The organism is Agrobacterium sp. Ap1 (assembly GCF_017313375.1).
Taxonomy (GTDB): domain Bacteria; phylum Pseudomonadota; class Alphaproteobacteria; order Rhizobiales; family Rhizobiaceae; genus Neorhizobium; species Neorhizobium cellulosilyticum.
In genome coordinates, this window is sequence record NZ_JAFLMY010000003.1 from 117,401 (window position 1) to 139,769 (window position 22,369).

The following is a 22,369-nucleotide window of genomic DNA, read 5'->3' on the forward strand; positions in this document are numbered from 1 at the left end:
TTCTGCCTACGACCTCTTTCTGCGTTTGTATCTGATCGTGTCGAACCGCGCCGAAAGCGCATCGTAGAGCATCAGTCGGCCGATCAGCGGTTCGCCGATGCCAGTGATCAGCTTGATGACCTCCATCGCCATCAGCGTACCGATGACGCCGGTCAGGGCACCAACGACGCCGGTCTCGGCGCAGGCCGGGATCAGGCCCTCCGGCGGCTTTTCAGGAAACAGGTCGCGATAGCTCGGGTTGAGCAAGCCGTCTGCATTGCTCTCATAGGGCTTGAGCGCCGTGACGGAACCGTCGAAGCGTCCGACGGCGCCGGTGACCAGCGGGATCTTCGCCATCTCTGCCGCATCTGCCGCAGCATAGCGCGTATCGAAATTGTCGGAGCCATCGACAAGAAGATCGAAGCGCGGCAGATGCAGCCTCGCCCATTCAAGCGAAAACCGTTCCTCGAAATCGACGACCCGGACATGCGGATTGAGGCGGGCTATCTTGTCGCGCGCGCTCTTGGTCTTCATCTCGCCGATCGTGCCGGAATCATGGATCACCTGGCGTTGCAGATTGGAAAGCGACACCCGGTCGTCATCGGCGATGCCGATCGTGCCGATACCGGCTGCGGCGAGATATTCCAGCACGGGGGCGCCAAGTCCGCCGGCCCCGATCACCAGAACACGGCCGGCTTTCAGCTTCTGTTGGCCGGTTCCGCCGATTTCCGGCAGCAGGATATGGCGTTTGTACCGCTCGATCTCGTCCGGGGTGAGTGCCGTCTCCGGCGGTTGCGAAGCCTGGTTTTCCATGATCGATTTCATATCACCACCATCTCTTCCGGTTAAGCATCTATCGTCAGGCTTTTCCCGGCGTCACGCTTCCATGGCTCACCGTAAAGAACTGTGCGCGGTCTCCGAGCGCTGCAAACATCGAGTGGTCGGTGCCGGTCATGAAGGCCTGGCCGCCGAGCCCGTCTACCAGATCGAACAATGTCGCACGCCGCCCCTCGTCGAGATGCGCGGCGATTTCGTCGAGCAACAGTATCGGTGCGAAACCGGTCATATCCGCAGTTAATCGGGCATGGGCTAGAATGAGCCCGATCAGCAATGCCTTCTGCTCTCCGGTCGAGCATCGCGAAGCCTCGATATTCTTCTCCTGATGGCGCACAAGAAGATCGACGCGGTGCGGGCCTTCGAGTGTACGGCCCGCGGCCGCGTCACGCCCGCGTCCGTTGCGCAGGGCGATAAGATAATCCTCTTCCAGATCGGCCGCCGGGCGATCCATGCCGCCATCCATGAAACCTTCGAGTGCCAGTGCCGGTGTCGGAAACGGTGTCTCGGCGGAATTGACCGAGAGAGACTGGAGCAGACCCAACATTTCATGCCGTGCGGCAGCCATGGCTATCCCGAGTTCGGCCATCTGCGTTTCGATTGCCGTCAGCCATGCGGGATCGAAGCGGCCCTCTGAGAGAAGCCTGTTACGGCTGCGCATGGCACGCTCGAAGTCGCTTGCCCTTCGAGCGTGAGTGGGATCGAGTGAAAGCACAAGCCGGTCGAGAAAGCGCCGCCGGTCCGATGACGAGCCGGTAAACAGCCCATCCATCGACGGCGTCAGCCACAACACGTTCAGATGGTCGGAAAGCTCCTCGGTGGATTTAGCCGGCGTGCTGTTGATCCTGAGCTTGCGGCTGACACTCTCGCCGTCGCCGGGCTCGGTTCCCGTGCCGATTGCAACCTCGCCCTGCATTCCGTCGAGATCGACGAATATCGCAAAGCCGCCCTCGGCACCCACCCGCGTCACGTCGGTCAGTACGGCGCGCCTGAAACCTCGCCCCGGTGAAAGGAAGGATATTGCCTCCATCAGGTTGGTCTTGCCGGCACCGTTTTCTCCCGTCAGCACCACATGCCTGTTGTCGAGCACAAGCGAAGCCGCCGCGTAATTGCGGAAGTCGGTAAGCTTGAGTCGTGAGATCGAAGTCTTTTGCGCCATGGAGAATCGCGGTTTGCCTGTTGCACAGGAGCTAAGGATTTGCACGGCAGAACGCAAGCGATTGGGTTGATCGAGCCAGTGAACCGCCCTGCGTGACTGAAGTCTCAATTCGTCGTCCGTTAGTATATCGGCAACAAGTTATGATTAATAAAAGCTTAGGGTGATTGGATAATAGTGAATTAAACTTTCGCGGGTAGACTTCATTTTAGAGTGATGCCGCGTGCAATCCGCAAAACGGCTCAACATGGGACCGGGGGCAAAATGAGAAATCAAGACCAGAAGGCCGTTCTTGCAGAGCGCCTGAATTTCGTCGGGCTCGGAGAGATTGAGCGCCGCCACCTCGCGAATGTCCAACCGGTAGTCACAAGCGCCGTTGGCCCGGCTCTTGACGCTTTCTATCAGAAAGCCAAGGCGCATCCGCATACCGCGAAATTCTTTTCCAGCGACGCTCACATCGCGCATGCGAAAGAACGCCAGGCGAGCCATTGGGACGTCATCTCGTCCGGCCGGTATGATGGCGATTATGTCGATGCGGTTTCCGCTATCGGCAAGACGCATGCCCGGCTTGGCCTTGAGCCGCGCTGGTATATCGGTGGTTATGCACTCATTCTCGACGGCATCATCCGTGCCGTTATTGCCAAGGAGATGAAGGGGTTCTTCCTCGACAAGAAGGCCGGTGTCCTGGCAGATCACCTTTCGGCAGTGGTCAAGGCGGCGATGGTCGACATGGACTATGCGATCTCGGTCTATCTGGAAGCGCTGGAAGACGGTCGGCGCAAGGTGGAGGCCGAACGCGTTGCGGCCAAGCAGGAGCAAGATGGCGCTCTCGAGGCGTTGGGGCAGGCGCTGAAGGGTCTTGCCGGTGGTGATCTCACGGCAGAGCTTGATCAGGAACTCGCGCCGAATTTCCATACCCTCAAGGCGAATTACAATTCCTCAGTTGCTGCACTGGATGCGGCTATGGGAGAAATCAATCAGTCTGTCGGTCAGGTTCGTGCAGAAGTTGGCGATATCTCAACTGCGGCGGACAACATGGCAAAGCGCACCGAACAGCAGGCTGCGTCGCTCGAGGAGACCGCAGCAGCGCTTGAGCAGATTACAGCACTGTCCGGTCAGGCGGCCAAGCGAACGCAGGAGGTGCAGTCCATCATCCGCGAATCGGCCGTAGAGACGCAGAGAAACGGAGAGGTTGTCCATCAGGCGATCTCCGCCATGGACGATATCGCGGAATCATCCCAGAAAATGACCCAGATCATCGGTGCAATTGACGAGATCGCATTCCAGACGAACCTGCTGGCGCTGAATGCTGGTGTCGAAGCGGCGCGTGCAGGTGAGCAGGGCAAGGGCTTTGCTGTCGTTGCCCAGGAAGTGCGTGAACTGGCACAAAGATCGGCAGCGGCCGCAAAGGAAATCAAGGAACTGATCGATCGCTCCGCCGGCGACGTGCAGCGCGGCGTCGGTCTCGTCAACCGGGCCGGTGAAGCGCTGACCGGCATCGGCACGCGGGTGAAGGCGATCGACGAACATATAACCCTGATCGCCCATTCGGCACAGGAGCAGGCATCCGGCATCGATCAGATCAATGCGTCCGTCCGCAGCATGGACCAGATCACCCAGCAGAATGCTGCGCTGATGGAAGAAACGAATGCCGCAGCCCAGAGCCTTGTCGGCATCAGCGGCAGTCTTGCGGCGCTGGTGACGCGTTTCAGAACGAGCGGTTCGGCAAGTGTTTATCAGGAGCGTCCCAGGCTCCGTGCCTGATCGAAGGCTGGACCGCGTCACAGGCATCCTCTACATCCCCGACTAGACAGGTTGGAAGATGAGAGGATTGCCGCCGTGAGCGACGAGACGAGACTGGTGCAGCTGGAAGAACTCGCTGCCCATCAGGCCAAGGTGATCGATGAACTGTCCGACCAACTTGCCGAGCAATGGAAAGTGGTTGAGCAGACCCGTGCCAAACTCGATCGGTTGACCGAACGATTTCTGACACTGGAGGAATCGACCCGCGAGGCGGCACCAGTAACGAGGCCTCCGCATTACTGATCAGAGCAACTCCGGCAAACGCGGACCGGCCCTGCGTCCCCAACCGCTTGCAAACAAATAGACGGATTGGTTTCGTATTTCGACGAAAGGCGGAAAACTTTAAGCAGACGCACGGCGAAATCGCCTAAGCGCTATATATTCCCAGAGGGCTACAGCAAGAAGAATGGCGGCCGCCATAAGCTGCAGCAGGAAATTTTCTGCGTAGGGAACAAAAATGAACCCCGCGAGAATGGCTGAGATCCCGGTGCAATGTGACCACGGCACGCTGCGGGACGATACCGTCTTCATCCATAGAGTGCCGGCAAGAAACAGCAGCGGGCCGCCGAGAATTGCCAGCGCGTTGGCCTGATCACTCTGGTTGTGAGGATGCGTGAGCGTGAAATCCTCTCCCACCGCGGTCAGGATAATGCCTGCTACGATCGGTAGGTGCCCGTAGGTGAAAAGATGGTCGGCTGTGTTTTGCGGCTCGGTCGCATCTTCCGCCGTGTCGGCGGCGCGTTCCTGTCCGTCGTGGAAATAAATCCACCACATCAAAACGGTTGTCAGGAATGCCAGGACGAGAACCAAAAAGATGATGCTGCCCTCATCGGCGTGGTCAGAGGCGGTCTTGCCGGTGGTGATGATCGTTTCGCCGAGTGCGATAATGACAAAAAGGGCGCATCGTTCGGCGAGGTGTTCGCCGTTTACATCAAGTGTTTCGGCAGGCGAGGCGCCGATCCCCGGCGTCCAGTAGCGAACGAGGGGTGCCGAATATTCGATTGCCAGTGCTGCGATCCAGAACACGGCGCGGCTTTCCGGACTGACGAGACCGCCAGCGACCCAGAAAGCGCTGGAGACGAGCAGCCACATCGTGATGCGCGCGAATGTCATGAACGACCTGGCGTCGGTCCCTTTGAATGCATAGAGCGCGAACAACGAACGGCTGAGCTGCATCGCCGCATAGGCCAGTGCGAAGACCAGCCCCGCCTCACCAAAGGCTTTGGGAAGGGCAATCGCCAGTACGATACCGAGAAACATCAGCCAAAACAGAAGCAATCTCACCGGCACGACTTCGGCATCGAGCAGGTTGGTCACCCATGTCGTGTGGATCCACACCCACCAGAGTGCGAAAATGAAGATCAGGGCATCGAATGCAATCCCAAAGGAGAAATCCGATGCCAGCGTCTGTGACAGCTGGATCAGCGCGAAGACAAAAACAAGGTCGAAAAACAGTTCGGGAAAGCTCGCCTTGGTCGATTCGGCGTCGTCCTTGCGCAGCCAGTGATGTTTGCCTTCAGCCATTCTCGTTTTTATCCTTCATTGCATGGCAAGCCGAAGGATGGATTTAGGGCGGCGAATCATAAGTGGAGAGGATGATCGGGAATATTTGCTAGGCTAACGGGGATAGGAAAACAAAAAGGCCGGGCAAGCCCGACCTTTCCAATCCCGTTCATTGCGCCAGTACATCCGTGGTCACGTCAAACGGGTCAAGCATTCCGTCTCGGCTGCGTTTCTGATCGTTATGACCGCGCAGCTCTGTGGCACTCATCATCTCTGAAACAGGTTAATCGATCGTTAAGTAAATCCATTGCCCGTTTCGAAATGGCACGGTTGACCGCATTCGCTCCAGTATTTGTCGGAAATGCTGTTGGATTTTAAATGGGATGGCGCTCAGGTCGTTTCAAGACGTCGCCGGGACCGATAAGTGACGGTGATCTGGAAGCTCGCGGCGACCGGGTCGCCGCGAGCAAAGCTTTATTAGGCAGCCTGCAGCTGGTCAGCTGCAACCTTGCCGGAACGGCGGTCCGTTACCAGCTCGAAGGAGAGCTTCTGGCCGTCCTGAAGCTGGCCGAGGCCTGCACGCTCAACAGCGGAAATGTGAACGAAAACGTCCGCACCGCCATCATCAGGAGAAATGAAGCCGTAACCCTTGGTCGCATTGAACCACTTAACTGTACCCGTCGCCATATCGATGCCTTTCTTTGCAATGACCGACAGCCCCTCCCGGAAACCGGAAGGAACAGATTGAACTTCGAACTTTGCAGAGTAGAACGTCGCAAGCGTGGCAGTAGCCCGGTGCTGGCCATCAGACAAATTTCGATCATACGCACTTAGGGCTTGCCCCAATGTTCGTCAAGATTGATGCGATGCTGCGGGTACGTATCGGGTCGATACTGCAATCTTTAAGGGTAATTGCAAAGGTCTATATATATCAACGGCTTGATGGCTAGAAACCAGCATTGAAAGTGCTAGGTCGTGCTCTAGATCGCTGTGATAAAGGCATTAAATACAGAAAACCCGGCGCGGGAGGAGGTGCGCCGGGTTTCTGAAACTGACCAACAACCGGGAGGAGGAGGTGTTGCTGGTCCCATCGAGGACACTGGGAGGAGGAGTGCGTCCGTCGATGATTTGACTATACAGGAGGCGAGCCTAAAAAACAGTCATGATTACGCACCGCAGTATTGCGCGTCGTGCATGGCTGCATACGGCTTGCCTAAGAACGATTCATGCGCAATGTTCGCGACATGAGTCTCCTGTCGGTCCAAGCCTTTCTCGCCGAGCGCGCGCCAAACATCAAAGTAATCGTTACCGAAGCCAGTTCCGCGACGGTTCCTCTGGCTGCTGCCGCACACGGGGTAGAGCCGGATCAGATTGCCAAAAGCATATGTTTGCGCGCTGGCGAGGAAACCATGATCGTAGTAATGGCTGGCACTGCTCGCTTGGACAACAAGAAGTTCCGTTCCCGCTTCGGTACCAAGCCACGCATGCTCGGTGGGGAAGAGGTTGTTGAAATTACCGGCCACCCGGTCGGCGGTGTGTGCCCCTTCGGATTGGCTTCGCCGCTATCGGTGTATTGCGACATCTCTCTCAAGCGCTTCGACGAAGTCGTGCCAGCTGCCGGTGCTACCAATTCGGCAGTTCGGATCGATCCCGTCCAAATGGTCGAGTTGACGGGCGCCGTCTGGATCGACGTCGCCCAAGATGTCGTTGCGGCTAGTGAAATATCATCGCTGTGAAGGCAATCAGAAGCGGTCGCCCAGATAGCGCTGGTACCATGCCTGCTTGCTTTCCGCAGAGGCCGAAGCGACGGCATAACCGATTGCAAATCCTACCGCACCGATAAGGGTGAATAGCGTTGTAGTCGCCGCTGGGTGTTCTTTGATCGTACCTGCTACCGAGTTGGCTTCCGAAGAGACATAATTTGCCGCACTGCTGGCACGATCTGCAACGCGCTCGTAAACCTCGCCAGTCTTTTCCGACATAAGGGCACGCAACCTGGATATCTCGGAACGCAGGCCCTGAATCTCTTCGGCGATTGCGCTGTCGCTCGGCTGATGATCGAATGAAGCGATAGCGTTTTCGCGGGTAAAGCTTTTGACTGACTCTGCCATTCCGGCCTCCATCATCTTGATCTTGGAGACCGTTCAACTTTCGACGCGACGATTAGGTTCCGTGGTCCGTCAAAATACCGCGCAAGAATTGGGACAGACTGCAATCAGCGCGTTTGTATCAACGCGCCGGCCAGAGCTTCCAACTGCTCTTTTTCAGCGGAACCTTTCTGAAGCGAGTTCACCAGAATCAGTGCGAGTGCTTCACCATCAGCGCTCGCCTTGTCGATGCCATGCTCAGCGCATGTTTCATCAAAGACTTGCTGTACAAGGGTGAGCTGTTCCGGATTAACCGGATTTCGGATCAACTGAGTCGGCATCAAACCCTCGCGTCGCGGTTGGGACCCAATGGCAGACAAGTCAGTTCCCGACTTTGCCTGGGCAGGTCAAAAAGCACGAGCACAGCCCTGCGAATTGCAAGCCTGTGTCAGCGAAATGTCCTTACCCGGGCGGCAATCTGATATCCGGTTGATAAAATGGCAACAACAAGTTAGCGCGGGTACGATTTGGGGGCTAGAAAACGCTGCCTGTTTTCTATCGCGATATGTAATCGGGTTCGGGCGGCGCAATACAGCGCTGCCGCCCGAAAGGCCTGAAACCAATTTAGGCCATGCCAGCCGGATCACCTGTCGGCAACAGAGCCGGATCAAGCACAGGATCCTGGGGGTTCTTGTTGTCGCCCTTGTCCTGCGCAGGTGTCAGGGGTGGCTTTTCCTGGATCCTGTCCGGCACTCCCCCGGTAGGTGTTGGCCCCCGTGGCGTATCTGCCGTCGGATTGGGGATCGGATCTCTGTTCGGCATCACAACCTCCTTTTCTGGATTTCATAGAACCCAACGGAGATCGGCTGACTAGGTTCCAGCTCTATTGCGGCTTGCTGCGCCGGACAAATGCCCGGCGCAGGGCATCGGTTATTGAGTGGCTTTCTGGCTATCAGCGGCAGGGTCGCTTGGTTGCCCCGCCTGCTTCATCTCCTGCTGCACTGCAGTGGAAGCAATGCTTGCGGTGGTGATTTCCTTGTCCACCGCATTGGAAGCCGTCACTTTATGACCGGCACAATCCGCAAGTGCTGCGGATGACGTGAGGCCCATGACGGCAGCGACGACGAGAAATGTCTTCATGTCCATTCTCCTTTCGCTTGTTGCGCTGAGGAGGATAACAAGTAATCTCCAGCTGCCCAAATCACGAATACGCGTAAGCCTTGTGTAATCGACACGCAACGTCGTAGGACACAGTCACATCAGCTTCTGCAAGACCTCTCGGCCGACAAAGATATCCGTCTTGCCCGCTTCGTGTTCAGGATGGCTGAACTCGAAGACGAGTTTCTCGGACATTTCCAAGGCCTGTTTGAGATTGACGAGTGCTACTGGCACTCGCTGGTCGCCGTTCCGAACGACGGCCTCGAAGATTTTGTTCATGGCTCCCTCCCCGAGCGCTGAACGCGGCAGTCCGGAATTCTTCCCTTTATCTGCCTGACGCATAACTTCAGTAGCCCCTGATATTACCAAATCCGGAATTCTCTGGAAAGCCGTGGTTTTCAAGGTAGAAAGCCACGTCTCGAAACAGTTGGCTGAACATCTAGCTATCTTCTTCAGGTTCTGTTTGCCTTTTACCCCTCCTTAAATCGCCGCATTTAGAGTCCAGCGGAAACCTGATGGCAAAAGGCCTGCTGTTTTTCGCAGGCATAAGACGGGAGACCGCCGGCTCGCATGGTAGCCAGAGGCAAATCAGACAAGCGCGTCGAACCTTCCTTCGAAGCATCGCACGACGAAGATCAGGACGAATTTCGCCTTGAGGCTGACGATCGCATTGTCGGTCATCGCAAGGCGTCTAAACGTGCGCCCAAGTCTGATGCGAAGGTCGACACCGCCCGTCGCCAAAAACGGGGAGCCGCAAAATCTGGATCTCGCCGCGGCAGCGGTTCTGCCGGTGGCGGATTATTCGCTCCGTTGCGCAGGCTGATCTACTGGTGTGTCGTTCTCGGTATCTGGAGTGCAATCGGCATAGGTGGCCTTGTGCTTTATTACGGCGCGCAAATGCCTGCGGCCAGCAGCTGGTCGATTCCCGATCGTCCGCCGAACATGAAGATCACTGCGATCGACGGTTCCGTCATTGCCAATCGCGGCGCAACCGGCGGCGAGGCCTTGGCGCTGGAAGAGATGTCGCCCTACCTGCCTCAGGCGGTGATTTCGATCGAGGATCGGCGTTTCTATTCACATTTCGGCATTGACCCGTTGGGTCTTGCGCGTGCCTTCGTCAATAACCTGACCGGTCAACCGATCCAGGGTGGCTCGACGATTACCCAGCAGCTGGCAAAGAACCTGTTTCTCTCCCCGGATCGCACTTTCGAGCGAAAAATCCAGGAAGTGCTTCTGTCTTTCTGGCTGGAGCACAAGTTCACCAAGGACCAGATCCTCGCCATGTACCTTAACCGGGTTTTCTTCGGTTCTGGTGCCTATGGCGTCGAGGCGGCATCAAGGCGTTATTTCAACAAGTCTGCCCGCGATGTGAACCTCGGTGAAGCGGCGACGCTCGCCGGCCTTCTGAAGGCACCTTCAAGGCTCTCTCCGGCCCGCGATCCGAAAGCGGCCGAAGAGCGTGCTCAGGTCGTCCTCGGTACGATGCGCGAAGAAGGCTACATAACCGACAGCGATTTCAACAAGGCGATGGCGCAGCCGCCTTCCAATGCAAAGAGCTACTGGTCCGGCCCGCAGCATTATGCCGCCGATATGGTCGTGGACGAGGTTAAAAGCCTGATCGGCGAGCCGAAGGTTGATGTCACCGTTGAAACGACGATCGACCTCAAGCTTGAAGAAGCGGCCGACAAATCGCTGAACGACATCCTGAAAAAGGAAGGAGGCAAGCTGAACGCCTCCCAGGCTGCGCTGGTTTCGGTTGACGCGACGGGAGCGATCCGCGCCGTTGTCGGCGGGCGTGATTATGTCCAGAGCCAGTTCAATCGTGCCTTCAAGGCCAAGCGTCAGCCGGGATCGGCATTCAAGCCGTTTGTTTATGCCTCCGCACTCGAAGCCGGTTACGGTCCCGACACGATCGTCAACGACGCGCCGGTGAAGATCGGTAACTGGACGCCGGAAAACTATGAGAAGGAATATAAAGGTCCGGTTCCGCTCTCTTATGCCCTGACACATTCGCTGAACACGGTTGCGGCACAGCTGGTCATGGCCGTGGGACCGGAAAAAGTGGTCTCGATGGCGCATCGACTCGGCGTTGATTCCGATATCCAGCCAAATGCCTCGATTGCACTTGGTACTTCGGAAGTTTCGCTGGTGGAGCTGACGTCATCTTACGCAGCTTTCATGAACGGCGGCTACAAGGCGACGCCGCACATCGTCAAACGCATCACCGATCCGGATGGCAAGGTTCTGTACGAGGCCGATTACAGCAATCCGCCGCGTGTCTTGAGCGAGCCCATCGCCGCCACGATGAACGGCATGATGTCCGGTGTCATTCGCGAGGGTACCGGCAGGGCGGCACGGCTTGACGGCTGGCAGGCGGCCGGAAAATCGGGGACGACGCAGAATTCCCGAGATGCGCTTTTTGTCGGCTTTACCAGCATTCTGACGACCGGTGTGTGGTTCGGCAATGACGACGGCAGCTACATGAAGAGGGTTACCGGCGGCACGTTGCCTGCCAAGGCCTGGAAGGAATATATGACTGTGGCGATGAAGGGATACACGCCGACGCCCTTGTTTGGTTTCGGCAACGGCGCTCAGCTGCCGCCCGCAACCGATCAGCCGCAGTCGCCTTCGACCTCAATCGGCGACATCATTTCCGGTATCCTGCCCGGAGCCTCTCAGGAGCAGCCGGAATATTCGGGCTCTGACAGTTTTCCGCCGGCGCCACCGGCACCTGCCGGCTCGGATATCGTTCGCTCACGCCCGCTGCCGCCGGTGCAGCCGCAGGCAGAGGCTGCCTTGCCACCGGCCCGAAACTTCGATCGGTCGGCTTCACCGCAGCCTCCGGGCGCTATTCCCTGCGCTTATGGCGATAACGCCATTTGCAACAACGGCAATGGTGGCACGGTTTACGACAATCGGCAGCAGCGCCAATATCGCGGCAATACCGACGCCGAACAGGCCGGCGGCTACCGCGATTATCGCCAGTATAAAGGCCCGTATGATTCGCAGGCTCCCTTACCGCCCGGAAGCGTTGGCGGCGGCCCTGTGCCTCCCGGAGATGTCGGCGCTGACGGCGGCCATGTCTACCAGCCGCAGCAAGCTCGCAGGACCACATTGCTTGACGTAATCATGGGCCAGTAATGTCTCCGGCGGCATGCTTGCATGCGTCAGCAGACGAATCGCGCTTTTTGCCGGAAGGCTGGCGATTTCCTGCCTTGCAGTCGGAAAAACCCGTCCTTATATACGCCGCATGACGGCAGCACTGGCTGCCAAGGAATTCAAAAGACCATCCCAGTCGAGGAACTGTCAGTGGAATGCCTTTCGGGGTCCCGACGGTTCGCTTAAAGGAGAGAGAAGATATGGCTAAAGTAATTGGCATCGACCTCGGTACCACCAACTCCTGCGTTGCCATCATGGATGGCAAGGATGCGAAGGTCATCGAGAACGCCGAAGGCGCGCGCACCACGCCCTCCATGGTCGCATTCACCGAAGACGGCGAACGTCTCGTCGGCCAGCCGGCCAAGCGCCAGGCGGTGACTAACCCGACCAACACCCTGTTTGCAGTCAAGCGCCTGATCGGCCGCCGCTTCGAAGACCCGACGGTCGAGAAGGACAAGGGCCTTGTTCCGTTCGATATCGTCAAGGGCGATAACGGCGACGCATGGGTCAAGGCACACGACAAGAACTATTCCCCGGCTCAGGTTTCCGCGATGATCCTTCAGAAGATGAAGGAAACCGCTGAATCCTACCTCGGTGAAAAGGTCGAAAAGGCCGTCATCACCGTTCCGGCATACTTCAACGACGCGCAGCGCCAGGCAACCAAGGATGCCGGCCGCATCGCGGGTCTCGAAGTCCTCCGCATCATCAACGAGCCGACTGCTGCGGCCCTTGCCTACGGCATGGACAAGAAGGACGGCAAGACGATCGCCGTTTACGACTTGGGTGGCGGTACCTTCGATATCTCGGTTCTGGAAATCGGCGACGGCGTCTTCGAAGTGAAGTCGACCAACGGCGACACCTTCCTCGGCGGTGAAGACTTCGACATGCGTCTGGTCGAATATCTTGCAGCCGAGTTTAAGAAGGATCAGGGCATTGACCTGAAGAACGACAAGCTTGCCCTGCAGCGCCTCAAGGAAGCTGCCGAAAAGGCCAAGATCGAACTGTCGTCCTCGCAGCAGACCGAAATCAACCTGCCGTTCATCACGGCGGACGCGTCCGGTCCGAAGCACCTGACGCTGAAGCTGACCCGCGCCAAGTTCGAAAGCCTGGTCGATGATCTGGTTCAGCGCACTGTCGCACCGTGCAAGGCAGCGCTGAAGGATGCCGGCGTTACTGCAGCCGAGATCGATGAAGTCGTTCTTGTCGGCGGCATGAGCCGCATGCCGAAGGTGCAGGAAATCGTCAAGCAGCTGTTCGGCAAGGAGCCGCACAAGGGCGTCAACCCGGATGAAGTCGTAGCCCTCGGTGCTGCCATCCAGGGCGGCGTTCTCCAGGGCGACGTCAAGGACGTTCTGCTTCTCGACGTGACCCCGCTGTCGCTCGGCATCGAAACGCTCGGTGGCGTCTTCACCCGTCTGATCGACCGTAACACCACGATCCCGACCAAGAAGAGCCAAACCTTCTCGACCGCTGACGACAACCAGCAGGCCGTGACGATCCGCGTTTCCCAGGGTGAGCGCGAAATGGCGGCAGACAACAAACTGCTCGGCCAATTCGACCTCGTCGGCCTGCCGCCGGCACCGCGCGGCATGCCGCAGATCGAAGTCACCTTCGACATCGACGCCAACGGCATCGTCCAGGTTTCGGCCAAGGACAAGGGTACCGGCAAGGAACAGCAGATCCGCATCCAGGCTTCCGGCGGTCTCTCTGACGCCGACATCGAAAAGATGGTCAAGGATGCTGAAGCCAATGCCGAAGCCGACAAGAAGCGTCGTGCAGGCGTTGAAGCCAGGAACCAGGCCGAAAGCCTCATTCACTCCAGCGAGAAGTCGCTGGCTGAATATGGCGACAAGGTCACCGAAGCCGACCGCAAGGCGATCGAAGATGCGATTGCTGCGCTGAAGACCTCGGTCGAAGCTTCCGAGCCGGATGCCGATGACATCCAGGCAAAGACGCAGACCCTCATGGAAGCTTCCATGAAGCTCGGCCAGGCCATCTACGAGGCCCAGCAGGCTGAAGGTGGAGCTGAAGGCGGCAAGGACGACGGTGTCGTTGATGCCGACTACGAGGAAATCAAGGACGACAAGAAGTCGGCCTAAGGCTCCGTTGACGGAAGCCTCAATATAGTCGACTAAAAGTTCCGGCTGCCTTGTGCAGCCGGACTACGTTTCCGGAGCCGGATACCTGAATGGCCAAAGCAGACTTTTACGAAATCCTGGGCGTCGCCAAATCGGCGGACGAGAAGGAGCTGAAGAGCGCCTTCCGCAAGATGGCCATGAAATACCACCCGGACAAGAATCCAGGTGACGCGGAGGCCGAAAAGAAGTTCAAGGAACTGAATGAGGCCTACGAAACCCTAAAGGACCCGCAGAAGCGCGCAGCCTATGATCGTTACGGTCATGCAGCCTTCGAACAGGGCGGCATGGGCGGTGGCGGCGGTTTCGGCGGTGGTGCCGGTGGCTTCTCTGATATTTTCGAAGACATCTTTGGCGAGATGATGGGCGGCGGTCGTGCGCGCCGTTCTTCCGGTGGCCGCGAACGCGGCGCCGATCTTCGCTACAACATGGAAATTTCGCTGGAAGAAGCGTTTTCCGGTAAGACGGCGCAGATCCGGGTTCCGACCTCGATCACCTGCGACGTCTGCACCGGTTCTGGCGCCAAGCCCGGCACGCAGCCCAAGACCTGCGGCACCTGTCAGGGTTCGGGTCGCGTTCGCGCTTCCCAGGGCTTCTTCTCTGTTGAGCGCACCTGCCCGACCTGTCATGGCCGTGGCCAGACGATCACTGATCCCTGCACCAAGTGCCACGGCCAGGGCCGTGTGACCGAAGAGCGTTCGCTCTCGGTCAACATCCCGGCCGGCATCGAGGACGGTACCCGTATCCGCCTTCAGGGCGAGGGCGAAGCCGGTGCCCGTGGCGGCCCGGCGGGCGATCTCTATATCTTCCTGTCGGTTACGCCGCATGAATTCTTCCAGCGCGATGGCGCCGACCTTTATTGCGCCGTTCCGATCTCGATGACCACGGCAGCGCTGGGCGGCACGTTCGATGTCGGCACGCTGGACGGCTCGAAGTCGCGTGTGTCGGTGCCGGAAGGCACCCAAGCCGGCAAGCAGTTTCGTTTGAAGGGCAAGGGCATGCCGGTTCTGCGCTCGTCGCAGACGGGCGACCTCTATATTCAGATCGGCATCGAGACGCCGCAGAAGCTGACCAAGCGTCAGCGCGAACTGCTGCAGGAATTCGAGGAAATCTCGTCCAAGGAGAACAATCCGGAATCGACCGGCTTCTTCGCCCGGATGAAAGAATTCTTCGACAACTGATCGAAGACGATCCAGAAATTGAAAACGCCGGCTGAAGAGCCGGCGTTTTGCGTTTGTGGTAAAGTTGCAGGGCTTCGTTCCGGTCGCCATGCTCGGGCTCGTCCCGAGCATCTATTGTCGTTCAACCCAACCTCAACGTGAATGGACCCTCGGGACAAGCCCGAGGATGACGTCGAGAAAAATTACTTCTGAGCCAACGCCGTCATGATCCGTGCCCAGGAGCGGATGCCCTTGTGGTAGGACTTGAGATCATATTTTTCGTTCGGCGAATGGATACGGTCATCCACGAGACCGAAGCCGACCAGCAGCGAATCCATGCCGAGCTGCTTCTGGAAATCGCCGACGATTGGGATCGAGCCGCCCATACCAATGATGACGGCCGGGTTCTTCCACTCTTCCGAAAGGGCAGCTTTTGCCTTGGTCAACTCCGGCGAATCATAGGAAAGCTGGATGGCAGGTGATGCGCCATGTTCATGGAATTCCACCGAGCAATCGCCTGGGATTTTCGAGCGCACATAGGCGCGGAAGGCTTCGCGAACCTTTGCCGGGTTCTGATCTCCGACGAGGCGGAAGGAAACCTTGGCCGAGGCCTGGGCCGCGATTACCGTCTTGAAACCTTCGCCGGTATAGCCGCCGGTAATGCCGTTCACTTCTGCAGTTGGGCGTGCCCAGGTCAGTTCCAGCACGGAGCGGCCTTTTTCGCCGGACGGGATCGAAAGACCGACGCCGCCAAGAAAGCTCTCGGAGCTGCGACCGAGCGTTTCCCAGCCTTCCTTGATATTGGTCGGCGTCTCTTCGACGCCCTCGTAAAAGCCGTCCAGTGTCACGCGACCGGTCTCGTCATGCAGGCCGGCGAGAATGCCGGTGAGGATGTGGATCGGGTTGGCGGCAGCTCCGCCGAACAGGCCGGAATGCAGGTCGCGATCGGCAGCCTTGATGACGATCTCTTCGCCGACTAGGCCACGCAATGCAGCTGCGATTGCCGGCGTATCGCCGTCCCACATGCCGGTATCGCAAACCAGCGCAAACTCGGCCTTGAGTTCTGCGGCATTGGCGTCGAGGAAGGGCTTCAGCGACGGCGAACCGGACTCTTCTTCGCCTTCAAACAGGATGGTGACGCGGATCGGCAGCGAACCGTTGATTTCCTTGTAGGCGCGGCAGGCTTCGACGAAGGTCATCAACTGGCCCTTGTCATCAGCGGTGCCGCGGCCGGTCAACACTTTACGGCCGGGCGAGATTTCCTTGATCTTCGGCTCAAACGGACTGTCCTCCCAGAGCTCGATCGGATCGACCGGTTGTACGTCGTAATGGCCGTAGAAAAGCACATGTGGGGCATCGGCCGTCGCGCCCTCGTGATGGGCGACAACCATCGGGTGCCCGGCCGTGTCGCGCACGGAGGCGTCAAAGCCGATACCCTTCAGTTCGACAACCAGCCATTCGGCTGCCTTGCGGCACTCGGCCTTGTAGGCCGGGTCCGTGGAGATGGACTGGATGCGGACGAGCGAAAAGAGGCGGTCGATGCTGTCTTGAAGGTTCTGGTCGGCGCGATCGAGAACGGCGGAAATATCGGTCATTGAAATCACCTTGTCTTGGAGCGGTCGCACACGCGGGCGGCCAGCTTGCCCTGAACTGTTAGCAAGCAAGGGCAGGGCGGCACAATGGCAAAAGCCGCTGCCGGTTTGCCGAATGCACGGGCAATGCAACTTTGGTCGAAGGAGTACAACTCTGGACTGTCGGCAAAGTGGAGATATATGCTCAAATTCGGACATCGTTTCGTCCGGCCTTGGGAGGTGCTTCAATGTGGAATCAAGTTTATGACCCCACGGGCAGCGCTGTTCTGTCCACCATACTCGCCGCAATTCCCGTTCTCATTCTTCTCGGCCTTATCGCAACCAATGTGGTGAAGGCACATATCGCAGCCATCATCGCGCTCATCATTGCCAATCTGATCGCAATCTTCATCTTCACCATGCCGGCAGCGATGTCGATCCGTGCCACTATTCTGGGATCGATCACCGGCTTTTTCCCGATCGGCTGGATCGTCCTCAATGTCATCTTCCTCTACCGGCTGACGGTGGAGAAAGGGCAGTTCGAGAAGCTTCAACAGACGATCGGCAGCGTGACGGACGACCGCCGCATACAATTACTGCTCATCGCCTTTGCCTTTGGGGCTTTTTTCGAGGGCGCATCCGGCTTCGGTACGCCGGTAGCGGTTACTGGCGCGATCCTGATTGGCCTTGGCTTTTCGCCGCTCGCCGCTTCCGGCCTGTCTCTTATCGCCAATACCGCGCCGGTCGCCTATGGCGCGCTCGGCACGCCGATCCAGGGCCTGTCTCAGGTCACAGGCATCGATCCCTACCTGCTTGGTGCCATGGTCGGCAGGCAGCTGCCATTCTTCTCGGTGCTTGTGCCCTTCTGGCTGATCTGGGTTTTTGCCGGACGCAAGGGCATGATGCAGATCTGGCCGGCTATCCTGGTGACCGGCGCGTCCTTTGCCATTTCGCAGTTCGCCATCTCCAACTACATAAATCCATGGATCGTCGATATCGGCGCCTCACTGATCTCCATGGCATGCCTCATTGGCTTCCTGCAGGTCTGGCAGCCCAAGGAGGTCTGGACTTCACCCAAGCTGCGCGGCCACGATATTTCCGATGACGGCACATTGAAGGAAGCAAAACCGATCGTGCGCCCGTCGCGGGCCGAGATCCGTGCAGCACTGACACCCTGGGTAATCGTCTGCGTGATCCTTTTGATCTGGGGCACCGGTTTCTTCAAGTCGGCGGTCAATTCATGGGCGGTGTGGAACTATCCCGTCCCGGGCCTCGACAAGATGATCGCCAAGATGCCGCCCGTAGCGCCCGGGCCAACGCCGGAAGCCGCGACCTTCTCCTTCACCTGGCTGTCATACACGGGCACCGGCATGTTTATCGCAGCCGTACTTTCCGGCTTTGCCATGGGCTTCACTCCGTTGGCGATGCTGAAAACCTACGCCAGGACAATAAAACTCTGCGCCTATTCGCTGATTACGATCGCCGCGATGCTGGCGCTCGGTACGCTGACGAGACTGTCGGGCATCGACTCCACGCTCGGCCTTGCCTTTGCCGCGACCGGCGTCTTCTATCCGTTCTTCGGCACGCTGCTCGGCTGGCTCGGCGTGGCATTGACCGGCTCCGACACGGCGTCGAACATTCTCTTCGGCAACCTGCAGAAGGTGACGTCCGAACAACTCGGCCTGTCGCCGATCCTGATGGGAGCGGCAAACTCGTCCGGTGGCGTGATGGGAAAGATGATCGACGCACAGTCAATCGTCGTCGCATCCACCGCGACCGGCTGGTTCGGGCACGAAGGCAGTATTCTGCGCTTCGTCTTCTGGCACTCGATCGTGCTTGCCTGCCTTGTCGGTGTGCTGGTGACGTTGCAGGCCTATGTCTGGCCATTCACGGCTATGGTCGTCGTTCAACCCTGATGGATTTGAAGAGGCATCGCTCGTTTTGGGCGGTGCCTCAGGCTTTTCGGCTGTTACCGATGATAAGGCGCATATATTCCATCATCAGCTCCCGCTCGAATGAGCGGAAACCGGAAAACAGCGCGCTGTCCGCCTCGGCGGCGGCATCGACAGCACTCGTTTCAAGCGATCGTCCGAGTTCCGTCAGGGTGATAATCTGGGCGCGTTTGTCGGTTGGATGTGGTGTGCGCACAATCAGCCCGTCGCGCTCCATTCTGGCAAGCGTATTGGCGAGCGTTGCCTGCTCCACTTCAAGCTTGTCCAGAAGCTGTTTTTGCGTCAGCCCGTCTTCCTGCCAAAGTTCGAGCAGAACCGGAAACTGCCCGGGCGAAAAGCCGAGTGTTGACGCGCGCTTCTGCAGCGATCGTGAAAAAACCCTGGCGAGCTGACCGGCCAGATAGGTAGCCGACTGCGAGCGATCGAATCCCATGGCCTCCGCCACTACTTTCCCGGGGGAGCCAGCTTGGCTGGCAGACGATAATCGATATCAGGCAATGCTTTTATGGAGATTGGGGCACAGGTGCGGTGTTGGCAAGATGGGCACTGATAATTCGGCTGCCGATGTCGGAGGTAACGCAAACAAAAACGCCACGGCTGGGAGGGGGCAGCCGTGGCGTTTCTTATAGAAGGACAAAGACCCGGAGATGGGAATAGGCCTTTGTCCGGTCTGGTGAGGCGGGGGACGGGCCTTCTGCCAGACTGCGGCGTTACGATCGCCGGTAACCCTGAGACGATAGGCGGATTGCGGCTTTTCAAGGGAAAGCTGGATTACAATTCGGTAAGGTAGAGCAAAGCTTGCCGGTGTGGTTCCGAAGAAGTTTTCGTGGACGCCGATCCTGTGCCACGCTATGCCATGCCCATGAAAAAAGGCGATCACCTCTTCCTAGTCGACGGTTCCGGCTTCATCTTTCGCGCGTTTCACGCGCTGCCACCGCTGACCCGAAAAACCGATGGCTTGCCGGTCGGCGCGGTCTCAGGCTTCTGCAACATGCTCTGGAAACTGCTGACCGATGCGCGTGATACGTCGGTCGGCGTGACGCCCACCCATTTCGCCGTCATCTTCGATTATTCGTCGAAAACGTTCCGCAAGGATCTCTACGACGCCTACAAGGCGAACCGCTCGGCCCCGCCGGAAGAACTGGTCCCGCAGTTCGGCCTGATCCGCCAGGCGACCCGTGCCTTCAACCTGCCCTGCATTGAGACCGAAGGTTTCGAGGCGGACGACATCATCGCGACTTATGCCCGTCAGGCAGAAGCCACCGGTGCAGACGTTACCATCGTGTCTTCCGACAAGGACCTGATGCAGCTCGTGACGCCGATGGTCCACATGTATGACAGCATGAAGGACAAGCAGATCGGCATTCCGGAAGTCGTCGAAAAATGGGGTGTGCCGCCGGAAAAGATGATCGATCTTCAGGCGCTGGTGGGTGACTCGGTCGACAACGTTCCGGGTATTCCCGGTATCGGACCGAAGACGGCGGCCCAGCTTCTGGAAGAGTTCGGCGATCTCGATACGCTGCTGACACGCGCGGGCGAAATCAAGCAGGTCAAACGTCGCGAAAACATCATTGCCAATGCGGATATGGCCCGCCTGTCCCGCCAGTTGGTGGAGTTGCGTACCGATGTGCCTTTGGATCTTGATCTCGACGCGCTGTTCCTCGAGCCACAAGATGGGCCAAAGCTGGTCGCATTCCTGAAGGCGATGGAATTCGGCACGCTGACCCGCCGAGTGGCCACGACCTGCGATTGCGATGCCAATACCATAGAGCCGGCCACGATCGAGGTGGAATGGGGCGCCGAGGCAAGAGGGCCGGATCTTGATGCCGGAACTTCCATCAATACCGGCGATGCCGCAGCCCAGGCACCTGCAAATCCCGCCAAGGCGGCTGTTGCCAAGGGCGCCGATGGAGCAACGCCGAGCGAGCTTGCGGATACGCGTATCGCCGCTTTTTCCACTGCGAAAATCGACACGACGAAATATGTCACGATCCGAGACGCTGCCGTTCTCGACGACTGGATCAAGGCCGCGCGCGAGACCGGTCTTGTCGGTTTCGATACCGAGACCAATTCGCTCGATCCGATGCAGACGGAGCTGGTCGGTTTTTCGCTCGCCATTGCCGACAATACCGATAATCCATCGGGGCTCGATGTCCGTGCCGCCTATGTGCCACTGACCCACAAGACCGGTGTCGGCGATCTCCTTGGCGGCGGAATGGCCGAAAACCAGCTTTCCACCCGCGATGCGCTGGATCGCCTCAAGCCGCTGCTGGAAGACCCGTCGGTCCTGAAGGTCGCCCAGAACCTGAAATTCGACTACCTCGTCATGAAGCGCCACGGCATCACCGTGCAGGGTTATGACGATACGATGTTGATGTCCTATGTGCTGGACGCCGGCAAGACCACGCACGGCATGGACACATTGTCCGAACGCTGGCTGAACCATAAGCCGATCGCGTTCAAGGATGTTGCCGGTTCGGGCAAGAGCGGCGTCACCTTCGATTTCGTCGATATCGACCGCGCGACGACTTACGCTGCAGAAGATGCCGATGTGACGCTGAGGCTCTGGATGGTGCTGAAGCCGCAACTGGCGGCGATGGGCCTTACCCGCATCTATGAGCGGCTGGAACGTCCTCTCGTCGAAGTTCTGGCGCGCATGGAAGAGCGTGGTATTTCCATCGACCGGCAGATCCTGTCGCGCCTTTCTGGCGAATTGGCCCAGAAGGCAGCTGCCTTCGAGCACGAGATCTACGAACTCGCCGGCGAAAAGTTCACCATCGGCTCGCCCAAACAGCTCGGTGATATCCTGTTCGGTAAAATGGGGCTTCCGGGCGGTTCCAAGACCAAAACCGGCCAGTGGTCGACCTCAGCGCAGGTTCTGGAAGATCTCGCAGCCGAAGGCGCGGAGCTGCCACGCAAGATCGTTGACTGGCGTCAGCTGACCAAGCTGAAATCTACCTACACGGATGCGCTTCCCGGTTATGTGCACCCTGAAACGAAGCGAGTCCACACCTCCTATTCGCTGGCTTCCACCACGACGGGGCGCCTGTCATCGTCCGAACCGAACCTGCAGAATATTCCGGTAAGGACGGCGGAAGGCCGCAAGATCCGCACCGCTTTCATTGCGTCGCCGGGCCACAAGCTTCTGTCTGCGGATTACAGCCAGATCGAACTGCGCGTACTCGCCCATGTGGCCGACATTCCGCAGCTGCGCCAGGCCTTTGCCGACGGGATAGATATCCACGCCATGACCGCATCCGAAATGTTCGGTGTCCCGGTGGAAGGCATGCCGAGCGAAATCCGCCGCCGTGCCAAGGCGATCAATTTCGGCATCATTTACGGCATCTCCGCCTTCGGTCTTGCCAACCAGCTGTCGATCGAGCGCTCTGAAGCGAGCGATTACATCAAGAAGTATTTCGAGCGTTTCCCAGGTATCCGCGACTATATGGATTCAACCAAGGCCTTTGCCCGCGAGCACGGCTATGTGGAAACGATCTTCGGTCGCCGCGCCCATTACCCGGAAATCAAGTCGTCCAACCCTTCGATGCGCGCGTTTAACGAGCGTGCGGCGATCAACGCACCGATCCAGGGATCTGCGGCAGATATCATTCGTCGTGCCATGGTGAAGATGGAGCCGGTACTGGCTGAAGCCGGGCTTGGCGAACGTGTGCGCATGCTGCTTCAGGTCCACGATGAACTAATTTTCGAAGTCGAGGATGCGGACGTCGAAAAGGCCATGCCGATCATCGTCTCGACCATGGAACAGGCGGCAATGCCGGCGATTTCGATGAAAGTGCCGCTCAAGGTTGATGCGCGCGCCGCTTCCAACTGGGACGAGGCGCACTGAAAGGCCGCTGATGTTTTCTGATCTG

At 58.3% G+C, this 22,369-nt stretch carries 19 protein-coding genes; 8 read left to right on the forward strand and 11 right to left on the reverse strand.

What is annotated here, in order from left to right; translation table 11 throughout:
- Positions 1-6: 6 nt before the first annotated feature.
- Positions 7-804 (reverse strand): molybdopterin-synthase adenylyltransferase MoeB, encoded by a 798-nt coding sequence (locus JZX87_RS06780; protein ID WP_286194211.1) that lies wholly within the window; start codon positions 802-804, stop codon positions 7-9.
- A 34-nt stretch (positions 805-838) separates the two neighbouring features.
- The gene (recF, locus tag JZX87_RS06785) at positions 839-1,972 is read right to left on the reverse strand and encodes a DNA replication/repair protein RecF (RefSeq protein ID WP_206824778.1); all 1,134 of its coding nucleotides are present in this window, start codon (positions 1,970-1,972) and stop codon (positions 839-841) included.
- Positions 1,973-2,233: 261 nt separating this feature from the next.
- Here recF and JZX87_RS06790 point away from each other — a divergent pair, with 261 nt between their 5' ends.
- Entirely contained in the window at positions 2,234-3,733 is a 1,500-nt protein-coding gene (locus tag JZX87_RS06790; protein WP_206824780.1) for a globin-coupled sensor protein, read from the forward strand.
- A 75-nt stretch (positions 3,734-3,808) separates the two neighbouring features.
- The gene (locus tag JZX87_RS06795; RefSeq protein ID WP_183823872.1) at positions 3,809-4,015 is read left to right on the forward strand and encodes a SlyX family protein; all 207 of its coding nucleotides are present in this window, start codon (positions 3,809-3,811) and stop codon (positions 4,013-4,015) included.
- A gap of 99 nt (positions 4,016-4,114) precedes the next feature.
- Here the strand turns inward: JZX87_RS06795 and JZX87_RS06800 are convergent, their stop codons facing one another.
- Both JZX87_RS06800 and JZX87_RS06805 read right to left on the reverse strand, forming a co-directional pair.
- Positions 4,115-5,296 carry a low temperature requirement protein A gene (locus JZX87_RS06800; protein ID WP_206824781.1) on the reverse strand — a complete coding sequence of 394 codons (1,182 nt, stop codon included), beginning with the start codon at positions 5,294-5,296 and terminating at the stop codon, positions 4,115-4,117.
- A gap of 456 nt (positions 5,297-5,752) precedes the next feature.
- Positions 5,753-5,962 carry a cold-shock protein gene (locus JZX87_RS06805; protein WP_112459391.1) on the reverse strand — a complete coding sequence of 70 codons (210 nt, stop codon included), beginning with the start codon at positions 5,960-5,962 and terminating at the stop codon, positions 5,753-5,755.
- A gap of 557 nt (positions 5,963-6,519) precedes the next feature.
- Here JZX87_RS06805 and JZX87_RS06810 point away from each other — a divergent pair.
- Positions 6,520-7,011 carry a YbaK/EbsC family protein gene (locus JZX87_RS06810; protein WP_206825110.1) on the forward strand — a complete coding sequence of 164 codons (492 nt, stop codon included), beginning with the start codon at positions 6,520-6,522 and terminating at the stop codon, positions 7,009-7,011.
- Between the two features lie 6 nt (positions 7,012-7,017).
- On the opposite strand, the gene JZX87_RS06815 is transcribed toward JZX87_RS06810, so the two are convergent.
- The 5 genes from JZX87_RS06815 to JZX87_RS06835 form a co-directional block, all read right to left on the reverse strand.
- Positions 7,018-7,386, reverse strand: a complete 369-nt coding sequence (locus JZX87_RS06815; protein WP_183823868.1) for a hypothetical protein — start codon at positions 7,384-7,386, stop codon at positions 7,018-7,020.
- Positions 7,387-7,490: 104 nt separating this feature from the next.
- Positions 7,491-7,703, reverse strand: a complete 213-nt coding sequence (locus JZX87_RS06820) for a hypothetical protein (protein ID WP_148146188.1) — start codon at positions 7,701-7,703, stop codon at positions 7,491-7,493.
- Positions 7,704-7,986: 283 nt separating this feature from the next.
- A complete protein-coding gene (locus tag JZX87_RS06825) occupies positions 7,987-8,184 on the reverse strand; it encodes a hypothetical protein (RefSeq protein ID WP_206824782.1) in 198 nt (65 codons plus the stop codon).
- Between the two features lie 108 nt (positions 8,185-8,292).
- A complete protein-coding gene (locus tag JZX87_RS06830; protein ID WP_206824783.1) occupies positions 8,293-8,502 on the reverse strand; it encodes a hypothetical protein in 210 nt (69 codons plus the stop codon).
- A gap of 114 nt (positions 8,503-8,616) precedes the next feature.
- Positions 8,617-8,799 carry a hypothetical protein gene (locus tag JZX87_RS06835; RefSeq protein WP_148146185.1) on the reverse strand — a complete coding sequence of 61 codons (183 nt, stop codon included), beginning with the start codon at positions 8,797-8,799 and terminating at the stop codon, positions 8,617-8,619.
- 291 nt (positions 8,800-9,090) lie between these two features.
- Here JZX87_RS06835 and JZX87_RS06840 point away from each other — a divergent pair, with 291 nt between their 5' ends.
- The 3 genes from JZX87_RS06840 to dnaJ all read left to right on the forward strand — a co-directional run bounded on the left by JZX87_RS06840 (position 9,091) and on the right by dnaJ (position 14,995).
- On the forward strand, positions 9,091-11,661 hold the full coding sequence (locus JZX87_RS06840; RefSeq protein WP_206824784.1) for a transglycosylase domain-containing protein: 2,571 nt from the start codon (positions 9,091-9,093) through the stop codon (positions 11,659-11,661).
- A gap of 218 nt (positions 11,662-11,879) precedes the next feature.
- Positions 11,880-13,778: a molecular chaperone DnaK gene (gene dnaK / locus JZX87_RS06845; RefSeq protein ID WP_183823859.1), complete on the forward strand. Its 1,899-nt coding sequence runs from the start codon at positions 11,880-11,882 to the stop codon at positions 13,776-13,778.
- 89 nt (positions 13,779-13,867) lie between these two features.
- The gene (gene dnaJ, locus JZX87_RS06850; protein ID WP_148146182.1) at positions 13,868-14,995 is read left to right on the forward strand and encodes a molecular chaperone DnaJ; all 1,128 of its coding nucleotides are present in this window, start codon (positions 13,868-13,870) and stop codon (positions 14,993-14,995) included.
- 182 nt (positions 14,996-15,177) lie between these two features.
- Here dnaJ and JZX87_RS06855 read toward each other — a convergent pair whose 3' ends face one another.
- Positions 15,178-16,569 (reverse strand): M20/M25/M40 family metallo-hydrolase, encoded by a 1,392-nt coding sequence (locus JZX87_RS06855; RefSeq protein WP_183823857.1) that lies wholly within the window; start codon positions 16,567-16,569, stop codon positions 15,178-15,180.
- A 224-nt stretch (positions 16,570-16,793) separates the two neighbouring features.
- On the opposite strand from JZX87_RS06855, the gene JZX87_RS06860 reads away from it, so the two are divergent.
- On the forward strand, positions 16,794-18,461 hold the full coding sequence (locus JZX87_RS06860; protein ID WP_206824785.1) for an L-lactate permease: 1,668 nt from the start codon (positions 16,794-16,796) through the stop codon (positions 18,459-18,461).
- A 37-nt stretch (positions 18,462-18,498) separates the two neighbouring features.
- On the opposite strand, the gene JZX87_RS06865 is transcribed toward JZX87_RS06860, so the two are convergent.
- Positions 18,499-18,930 (reverse strand): MarR family winged helix-turn-helix transcriptional regulator, encoded by a 432-nt coding sequence (locus JZX87_RS06865; RefSeq protein WP_206824786.1) that lies wholly within the window; start codon positions 18,928-18,930, stop codon positions 18,499-18,501.
- Between the two features lie 429 nt (positions 18,931-19,359).
- Here JZX87_RS06865 and polA point away from each other — a divergent pair, with 429 nt between their 5' ends.
- Positions 19,360-22,344, forward strand: coding sequence for a DNA polymerase I (gene polA, locus JZX87_RS06870; RefSeq protein WP_183824158.1), 2,985 nt, complete (start codon positions 19,360-19,362; stop codon positions 22,342-22,344).
- Positions 22,345-22,369 lie beyond the last annotated feature (25 nt).

Bases quoted from the DNA above. Each gene is read 5' to 3' on its own strand.
- JZX87_RS06780 (WP_286194211.1), bottom strand. From the start codon at position 804: ATGAAATCGATCATGGAAAACCAGGCTTCGCAACCGCCGGAGACGGCA.
- recF (WP_206824778.1), bottom strand. From the start codon at position 1,972: ATGGCGCAAAAGACTTCGATCTCACGACTCAAGCTTACCGACTTCCGC.
- JZX87_RS06790 (WP_206824780.1), top strand. From the start codon at position 2,234: ATGAGAAATCAAGACCAGAAGGCCGTTCTTGCAGAGCGCCTGAATTTC.
- JZX87_RS06800 (WP_206824781.1), bottom strand. From the start codon at position 5,296: ATGGCTGAAGGCAAACATCACTGGCTGCGCAAGGACGACGCCGAATCG.
- JZX87_RS06805 (WP_112459391.1), bottom strand. From the start codon at position 5,962: ATGGCGACGGGTACAGTTAAGTGGTTCAATGCGACCAAGGGTTACGGC.
- JZX87_RS06810 (WP_206825110.1), top strand. From the start codon at position 6,520: ATGAGTCTCCTGTCGGTCCAAGCCTTTCTCGCCGAGCGCGCGCCAAAC.
- JZX87_RS06815 (WP_183823868.1), bottom strand. From the start codon at position 7,386: ATGGCAGAGTCAGTCAAAAGCTTTACCCGCGAAAACGCTATCGCTTCA.
- JZX87_RS06820 (WP_148146188.1), bottom strand. From the start codon at position 7,703: ATGCCGACTCAGTTGATCCGAAATCCGGTTAATCCGGAACAGCTCACC.
- JZX87_RS06825 (WP_206824782.1), bottom strand. From the start codon at position 8,184: ATGCCGAACAGAGATCCGATCCCCAATCCGACGGCAGATACGCCACGG.
- JZX87_RS06830 (WP_206824783.1), bottom strand. From the start codon at position 8,502: ATGAAGACATTTCTCGTCGTCGCTGCCGTCATGGGCCTCACGTCATCC.
- JZX87_RS06835 (WP_148146185.1), bottom strand. From the start codon at position 8,799: ATGAACAAAATCTTCGAGGCCGTCGTTCGGAACGGCGACCAGCGAGTG.
- JZX87_RS06840 (WP_206824784.1), top strand. From the start codon at position 9,091: ATGGTAGCCAGAGGCAAATCAGACAAGCGCGTCGAACCTTCCTTCGAA.
- dnaK (WP_183823859.1), top strand. From the start codon at position 11,880: ATGGCTAAAGTAATTGGCATCGACCTCGGTACCACCAACTCCTGCGTT.
- dnaJ (WP_148146182.1), top strand. From the start codon at position 13,868: ATGGCCAAAGCAGACTTTTACGAAATCCTGGGCGTCGCCAAATCGGCG.
- JZX87_RS06855 (WP_183823857.1), bottom strand. From the start codon at position 16,569: ATGACCGATATTTCCGCCGTTCTCGATCGCGCCGACCAGAACCTTCAA.
- JZX87_RS06860 (WP_206824785.1), top strand. From the start codon at position 16,794: ATGTGGAATCAAGTTTATGACCCCACGGGCAGCGCTGTTCTGTCCACC.
- JZX87_RS06865 (WP_206824786.1), bottom strand. From the start codon at position 18,930: ATGGGATTCGATCGCTCGCAGTCGGCTACCTATCTGGCCGGTCAGCTC.
- polA (WP_183824158.1), top strand. From the start codon at position 19,360: ATGAAAAAAGGCGATCACCTCTTCCTAGTCGACGGTTCCGGCTTCATC.